The organism is Mesorhizobium sp. M2A.F.Ca.ET.039.01.1.1, assembly GCF_003998035.1.
In the GTDB taxonomy this organism is placed as follows: domain Bacteria; phylum Pseudomonadota; class Alphaproteobacteria; order Rhizobiales; family Rhizobiaceae; genus Mesorhizobium.
In genome coordinates, this window is record NZ_RZRY01001177.1 from 1 (window position 1) to 1,283 (window position 1,283).

Below are 1,283 nucleotides of genomic sequence, written 5' to 3' on the forward strand. Positions count from 1 at the left end.
ACCAGACATAGCGCGCCGCAAGCACCTCCGGCACGCGATCGATGCCATGCGTTCCGAACGGCCCGCAGCGTGAGATTCTGAACAGCCCCATCCAGCCGCCGGCCCACAGGCCATGGCGGGCGATCGCCTCATGCGCGTATTCGGAGCAGGTCGGCAGGTGCCGGCAGCTGTTGCCGACAAAGCCTGAAAGCGTCAATTGATAAAGGCGCACGAGCGACGTGCCGAGGATGCGCCCGGGCGTCTTGCGCCATGGCCCCGGCCAATTGCGTCCCTGCTGGATCGGCCGGTGCGTATTTCCGTGATGGTCGCCCATCGCTCCCCAGCCTGTTTCACTGCGCGATAGATGTGGGCTTCGACGCTGAAACGCAATGCTTTGCCCTCAAGGCCTGGAGCGCCGGATGGGATGGCTGCCGGTCCATGGGCGATGGTGAGCGGGAAGATCGCGGCGGTCATGGCGGCCGTCGCGCACGACTCCACCATGCCATTGGAAGGTCGCTATCCGTACCACGTCGCTGAAAATGGCCAGGAACTCGTTCATGGCAGGTCTCCTTTGACACGGATTAGACTGCCGCTGGCCTTCCTCCTCAAACGAGTATAATTTCCGCCTCGGATAACTTGAGGTTATGCGAATGAAGCGGAGCCGCCTGCCGCTGATGGCATTGAGAAGCTTCGAGACGGCCGGCCGGCATAAGAGCTTCAGCCGGGCGGCAGAGGAGCTTTATGTCTCACAGGCCGCGATCAGCCGGCAGATACGCGAGCTCGAGACCTTTCTGGGAAGACCGCTGTTCCTACGTCTCCATCGCCGTGTCGAACTGACGGATGCGGGCCATCGGCTGCTCGGCCGATTGGTGAGAAGCTTCGACGATATCCACCGCGTGCTTTCCGAGCTCACGGCCTCGCCAGCCCAAGCCGTCGTGCGCGTCAGCGTCGAACCGTCGCTCGCCGCCGTGTGGCTGGTGCCACGGCTCAATCGCTTTCGCCAGTTGCGGCCCGATATCGACGTTTCCCTCGAAGTCGATCCACGGCCGATCGAGTTCCGCAGCGATCAGCCCGAGCTCGCCTTGCGCTTCAGCGCGCACGCCACATCGTGGCCGCGCAGCGAGGCCGAGCGCCTGGCCTCAACCGTCGATTCACCGGTCCTGTCGCCGGCGCTGCTTGCCGCCGGCCCTCCCCTGGAAAAGCCGATCGACCTTCGCCATTACACGCTGCTGCACGAGGAAAACCGCCAGGGCTGGGCGCGCTGGTTCCAGGCGGCCGGCGTGCCCGCCGAGGCGGTCCCCGCG

General features: G+C 64.8%; 3 protein-coding genes. 1 reads left to right on the top strand and 2 read right to left on the bottom strand.

Features of this window, described 5'->3' with window-relative positions; all coding sequences use genetic code 11:
* Nucleotides 1–313 (bottom strand): membrane protein insertion efficiency factor YidD (yidD, locus tag EOA24_RS38350; RefSeq protein WP_127410849.1); only part of this gene is annotated, 313 nt, incomplete at its 3' end.
* Between the two features lie 66 nt (nt 314–379).
* Nucleotides 380–538 carry a hypothetical protein gene (locus EOA24_RS42195; RefSeq protein WP_189343116.1) on the bottom strand — a complete coding sequence of 53 codons (159 nt, stop codon included), beginning with the start codon at nt 536–538 and terminating at the stop codon, nt 380–382.
* A 91-nt stretch (nt 539–629) separates the two neighbouring features.
* Between EOA24_RS42195 and EOA24_RS38355 the strand changes: the two genes are divergently transcribed.
* Nucleotides 630–1,283: LysR family transcriptional regulator (locus EOA24_RS38355; RefSeq protein WP_127410850.1), on the top strand; the 654-nt coding region annotated here is incomplete at its 3' end.